Genomic DNA, 852 nt, shown 5'->3' on the forward strand with positions numbered 1-852 from the left:
CGGGGAAGGCTCGCCCTCTCGGGGGAGGGCGAGGGGGAGGCGCGGCTTCGCCTCTTTGGAGAGCCCCTCGTGGCCCGCTACCAGGGCACGACCCTCGCCCTTCTCCTCCCGGAGCGGGAGGCGGGGCTTTCCTGGGACTTGCGGGGAGGGGACTTCAGGGGCCTCCTCGGGCTTTCCGGGGAGGGGAGGCTCCTTTGGGGGAAGGAGGTCACGGGCCGCCTCGCCTACCGGGGCCTCGAGCTGACCCTTGGGGGGCCGTGGGAGGCCGTGGCCCTGGAGGGCCGCTACCGTCCGGAAGGCCTCGGCTCCACCTCGGTCGGGGCCCTTTTAGACCTCAAGGCCCTCCGGGGGGAGGGGGAGGTGCGGCACGCCTCGGCCTACGCCGAGGGCCTGGCCCGGCTCACCTGGGAGGGGAGCCGCTACGCCCTGGAAGGCCGCCTAAGGGGCCTAAGGTACCTGGAAGAGGAGGGGCCCTTCTGGCTCAAGGGAGAGGGGGCCCGGGTGGAGGCCCGCTGGGAAGCCCCCCTGGCCCTGGGGGCGGGGTACGAGGGAGGCTTGCGCCTTTGGGCCAAGGGGGTGGGGGAGGTCCTGGGCCTAAAGGTGCGGGCTGACCTCGCCTACGGGCCCGAGGGGTACCGGGGCGCCCTGGAGGCTAGGGGTCGGGGCCTCCTCCTCTTGGCGGAGGGGCGGGGACCCTTGGGGCTTCGCCTCCTGGGGGAGGGCCTCCCGGGGAGGCTGGAGGCGGAGGCCACCTTGGAGGGCTTTAGCCTCCAGGGGGAGGCCCGGTACGCCTACACCCTGGGCCAGTCCCGCCTTCAGGCCCAGGCCCGCCTCTCGGGAAGGCTTCCCGAG

The 852-nt window shown here is 74.1% G+C and carries 1 pseudogene; it reads left to right on the forward strand.

Annotated features, from left to right (window positions below):
* A pseudogene (locus tag AC01Y6_RS10640) lies at positions 1 to 852 on the forward strand (translocation/assembly module TamB domain-containing protein); the annotation flags it as partial.

It is taken from the genome of Thermus sp. (assembly GCF_056332225.1).